This is a genomic window from Microcoleus sp. A003_D6 (assembly GCF_036702825.1).
Classification (GTDB): domain Bacteria; phylum Cyanobacteriota; class Cyanobacteriia; order Cyanobacteriales; family Microcoleaceae; genus Microcoleus.
Genome location: NZ_JAUBWA010000090.1, coordinates 17,131 through 22,451, shown reverse-complemented (window position 1 = coordinate 22,451; position 5,321 = coordinate 17,131). Strand labels below are relative to the sequence as shown.

4 protein-coding genes are annotated in these 5,321 nt (G+C 44.7%); all 4 read left to right on the top strand.

Annotated features, from left to right (window positions below; genetic code table 11):
• Nucleotides 1-397 precede the first annotated feature (397 nt).
• The 4 genes from arsS (at nt 398) to QUB70_RS22455 (ending at nt 5,127) form a co-directional block, all read left to right on the top strand.
• The gene (arsS, locus tag QUB70_RS22470; RefSeq protein ID WP_332983542.1) at nt 398-1,384 is read left to right on the top strand and encodes an arsenosugar biosynthesis radical SAM (seleno)protein ArsS; all 987 of its coding nucleotides are present in this window, start codon (nt 398-400) and stop codon (nt 1,382-1,384) included.
• Nucleotides 1,381-1,542, top strand: coding sequence for a hypothetical protein (locus tag QUB70_RS22465; RefSeq protein ID WP_332983540.1), 162 nt, complete (start codon nt 1,381-1,383; stop codon nt 1,540-1,542). The genes arsS and QUB70_RS22465 overlap by 4 nt, the downstream gene beginning before the upstream one ends.
• 3 nt (nt 1,543-1,545) lie before the next feature.
• Nucleotides 1,546-2,274, top strand: a complete 729-nt coding sequence (locus QUB70_RS22460) for a TVP38/TMEM64 family protein (protein WP_332983539.1) — start codon at nt 1,546-1,548, stop codon at nt 2,272-2,274.
• Between the two features lie 426 nt (nt 2,275-2,700).
• On the top strand, nt 2,701-5,127 hold the full coding sequence (locus QUB70_RS22455; protein ID WP_332983538.1) for an ATP-binding protein: 2,427 nt from the start codon (nt 2,701-2,703) through the stop codon (nt 5,125-5,127).
• Nucleotides 5,128-5,321 lie beyond the last annotated feature (194 nt).

Below are 5,321 nucleotides of genomic sequence, written 5' to 3'. Positions count from 1 at the left end.
TGCAAGATGTCAGTTTTAACTGAGTTGCAGTATTGTCAATAAGTCTTTTAGGAACAGGCAAGATGCCTGTTCCACAAGAAAATTAACTTTTGTGGAACAGGCATCTTGTCTGTTAAGCGAGAATGGTGCAAGATGTCAGTTTTAACTGAGTTGCAGTATTGTCAATAAGTCTTTTAGGAACAGGCAAGATGCCTGTTCCACAACAAAATTCCTCTCCTGTGGAACAGGCATCTTGCCTGTTTCTAAGAATGGTGCAAGATGTGAGTTTCAATTAACTTTTTAGCGATCGGTTAAAATTTGTCGCTGTCGCATCCAAAGAATTAGTGCTAAATTATGAGAGGCGTTCCGGCCGAACGCCTCTACATTCGTTGCGAGCACAGACTAAAAAGGTTAGCACATGATTCAGACAGCAGTCACCCCTTTCAAAAACAAAATTAACTCAGCTTTAACTAAAAAGCAGATTACAGTTTTACAAATAAATCTCGGCAAACGCTGCAACCTCGCTTGCACTCACTGCCACGTAGAAGCTAGCCCGAAACGAACAGAAGAACTTTCCCCGGAAATTTGCGAGCAATTAATTGAAATCATTCGCCGCTTTCCTCAAATTCAAACTGTTGACCTCACCGGCGGTGCTCCCGAAATGCTTTACGGTTTTAAACCGCTGGCGGAAGCGGCCAGGGCAGCAGGTAAAGAGGTAATTGTTCGTTCTAATTTGACGATTTACTTTGAAAAAGGTTTTGAAGATATTCCCGAATATTGCGCGCAGCATCAACTCAGAATTGTGGCGTCGCTTCCCTGCTACCAAGCTGACAATGTTGACAAAATGCGCGGCAACGGTGTTTTTGACAGTTCGATGCGGGCGCTGCAAAAGCTAAATCAGTTGGGATACGGGAAAAACCAAAATTTAATTCTGGATTTGGTGTACAATCCACAAGTGCCGGCAACAGACAAGTTTTCGCTAACACCGGAACAGGGCAAGTTAGAGCAAGATTACAAGGTTTATTTAGCCGAACATTTTGGGATTTGTTTTAATCAATTGTTCGCGATTACTAATTTGCCGGTGGGACGGACTAAGTTTCATTTGGAACATAAGAAACTGCACAAACCTTATCTCGGGTTTTTGGAGGATAGTTTTAATCCCGGTACTGTGGAACATTTAATGTGCCGCAATGAATTGTCGATCGACTATTTGGGCAATGTCTACGACTGCGATTTTAACCAAATGGAAAATCTGCCGGCGAAAACTGGCAGCGGGGAAAAGATAAATACTGCTAAATTGCTCGAATCTGGCAGTTTAGATGTGATTCAAGAGGTGCAAACGGCTGCTTATTGTTACGGCTGTACGGCGGGTAGCGGTTCTAGCTGCGGCGGTACTTTGATTTGAGAAGGAAGAAGGAAGAAGGAAGAAGGAAGAAGGAAGAAGGAAGAAGGAAGAAGGAAGAAACTATGCTCTTGGGCCCGATGCCCGATTCCCGATTCCCGATTCCCCATGCTTTTGGGCCCAATGCCCCATGCCCATATTATGGAGAATGGAGATTTTAAGCAATGAATGATTCGCGATCGCCCGGTGAAGAAAATCTGCCTCCATCAAACAGGTGGAAACTGATTTTAGGGATTGGTTTAGCTGTGGCTTTAATTGCAGGGACCAGGTTTTTCAACTTCCAAGGAATTTTGAAAAATGCCCTGGAGTCGATCGCGAGTCTCGGCCCTTGGGGCCCGGCAGCTTTTATTTTAATTTACATTGTCGCAACGGTTCTATTTATCCCCGGTTCTTTGCTGACTCTCGGTTCTGGCGTTTTGTTTGGAGTCGTTGGCGGTTCGGTTTGCGTTTCCATCGGCTCGATTTTAGGCGCAACTTGCGCTTTTTTGGTAGGGCGGTATTTAACTCGCGACTGGGTTTCCAAACAGATAGAGGGCAATCAAAAATTTAAGGCGATCGACTCCGCAGTTGCCTCTGAAGGATGGAAAATTGTGCTGCTGACGCGGCTTTCTCCCATTTTTCCGTTTAATTTGCTTAACTATGCTTTTGGAGTCACGCAGGTATCTTTAAAAGACTATTTTTTGGCATCTTGGATCGGCATGATTCCCGGAACTGTCATGTATGTTTATATCGGTTCCCTGGCCGGGAGTTTGGCTGCACTCGGCTCGCAAGGGCGATCGCGCACTGCTGCTGAGTGGACTCTCTACGGCATTGGTTTGCTAGCAACGATCGCCCTCACCGTTTATGCAACCCGCTTCGCCAAAAAAGCTTTAGAGGAAAAAATTTCCCCTTGAGACCAAAGCACAAATTAGTAAAACTGTCAAGAGAGTTTTGCCCATACATTATAATACATTGCTAATTTAAAAAACTCCGTGTTTTCTCTGTGTTATTTACAATTATTTTGTTATACAAACGAGATAGATATTAAAGATATCGTAAAGCAGTAAGCTCAATTAGGTAAACCGAAGGTCAAAATATAAAGCTGATGTCAAAATAGAAGGCGAGCGTGCGATCGGAATAAGAATTGTTTGCAGTCAGGAATGCAAGTCATACCATTTTAGATTTGAGATTTTAGATTGGGAATGACTGATGACTACCAGGGTTGGGTTCACGAGCCTACAGTTGCATTCTTTTCTTAAACTAATCTCACCACTTAGCTGCTATTAATTCTGCCGAATGACCAAGGCCGTTTGATGAATTTGACTCGGAGAGAACATTTGATGATGCAAAACCCAGCAAATCAAGCCGGATCTGTCTCTGCACAGCCGCCGCAGCAAACAAAAAAGCTGCGCCACTTTTGGGACAACATCACCAATTCTACTCAATCGGGGTGGCAACAAGTACACAGTCTTTGGCAGCACAGACGGCAGCGCCGCCATTTGCTGACCCTGCTAATTCTAGGCAGCACGGCTTTAACCATTAGCACCACTGCTTGCATCAGCTATGTTTTTGTGCGCGGACTAATCCTCGACAATTTAAAGGAAATAGCACTATTAAAACTACAAAAAGGTACCGATGAAATCGACCGCTGGCTCAGCAGCCGCAAAGCAGAAATAGAAACCATTGCTTACGATCCTACGGTTTGCACTCTCAATTGGCAATTAGTCGAGCCCCGGTTGCAAGGAGAAATATACAGGTTAAAAGAGTATTTCATCCTGGCGTTAATTCAACCCGACGGCTCACTAACTAACACTCTAGGCAACCGCACGAACGTCAAAGACCGCCAACACTTTAAAAAAGCAATGGCCGGGCAGCTTAACGTTTCTAACCCGCTGATCGGTCGCAGTACACAAGTTTCGACGATAGTCATTTCAGCTCCTGTTTGGGCATTGCCACAGGCTTCCAATCAAGTAATTGGAGTCCTATCGGGCAGCATTAAATTAGACAGAATAGCAAATGTTGTTAACAGCCTGCATTACGGTTCCGATAGTTATGCTTTTGCGCTCAATTCAGAAGGAGTGCCAATTGTTCATCCCAACAATAACTTAATCGGAAATATCGATCGAACTGCCCGAAGCTTTTTACAGTCACAAGACCCCGCACTCTCCACAATTGCGCGGCAGATGATCGACCGCCAGACGAACATCGAACTGGTAAAAATAGATAACAAATGGGTGTATGTGGCCTATGCTTCCCTCAAGGAAGTTAACTGGTCGATGGCTTTAGTAATTCCCCGCGAAAACATTGAATCCCAACTGCAAGCATTAAATTTGCTGACATCCGTAGTCGCCGGACTGCTCGTCCCGGCAATGCTGGCAGCAATTTGGCTAATTTACTCCTCCGAAAACAATCGCGCCCAAGCGGAGCGAGAAGCCATGCTCAACCGCATTGCCGGACGCATTCGCGCTTCCCTGGAATTAGACAAAATCGTGCAAAGTACAATCGAAGAAATAGTAAGTTTGCTGCATCTAGAACGGGCGGCTTTTGGTTGGTACAAACCGCAAGAAAAAACGTTAGAAATCCTGTGGGAATGTTGCCCATCTAATTGTTCTACACAAGCTATAAAGTTTGAGCCTTACTTGGTCGGAAATTTGTCAGAACGGAGCGGTCAAGGCGAGCCAATTATTTTTTCGAGGGACACTTTGGCTGAGGGTGCGGCTCAACAGATCGAACTTAAAGCTAATAGCTATTTAGCCGTGCCTGTCGAGACTCAAAACCAGCCGCAGGGTTATTTAATTTGCAGCCACGCTACTCATTGGCTGTGGAGCGGGGAGGAAATCCAACTGTTAAAAGCTGTGGCAGACCAATTGGCGATCGCAATTACTCAATCTCACCTTTACAGTCAAACCCAAGACCAAATAAAACGGCTCAATAGTGCCTTAAATGAACTGAAAACAACTCAAACTCATTTAGTGCAGAGCGAAAAAATGTCATCATTAGGTCAAATGGTGGCCGGGATAGCCCACGAAATCAACAACCCCGTTAACTTCATTTCGGCTAATTTGCCTCACACCAGCAAATATACTAAAGATTTATTAGACTTGGTGAGTTTATACAAACAAACATTCCCAGAGGTTCCCCAGGAAATCGCAGATTTTGCCGAAGAAATTGAGTTAGAATTTATCGAGGAAGATTTGCCGCATATATTGAATTCTATGAAAATAGGAACCGAACGCATTCGCAGCATAGTTCTTTCTTTGCGGAACTTTTCTCGCCTTGATGAATCTGACAAAAAGCTGGCGGACATTCACGAAGGTATGGAAAATACCTTGCTGCTGCTCTCCAACCGCCTCAAAAATAGAATTTATATAGTCAAGAAATACGGCAAAGTGCCTTCTGTCGAGTGCTATCCGTCTCAGCTCAATCAGGTGTTTATGAATTTGCTGAGCAATGCGATCGATGCCTTGAACGAGATCGATCGCCTGGATAAAATTATTACTATTTCCACGGGAGTAGTTCGCGAAAATGGCGGTAAATTTCTGAAAGTGGCGATCGCCGACAACGGCCCGGGCATTCCCGACAGCGTTAAAGACCAAATTTTTAACCCATTTTTTACTACCAAACCGGTGGGCAAAGGCACTGGTTTGGGGTTAGCAATTAGCTACAAAATTGTAGTGGACGGACACGGCGGCAGTATCAAAATTTCTAAACCTCCGGGCGGGGGCACGGAGTTTTTGGTAAAAATTCCTATTAGTAACGGCAAGTAAGCTGTGTTGCATCTAGATTGCCTATGGTATTAGAGAGGGAGAGGGGGAGAGGGGAAGAGGGGAAGAGGGGGAGAGGGGGAGAGGGGAAGAGGGGGAGAGGATTTTTGATCGGGACTCGAAATATACAATTTAAATGCACAAAAGCTTAAACGGATACAAGTTTCCGACACTCGTCGCGGGCCGCCCAAAATTTT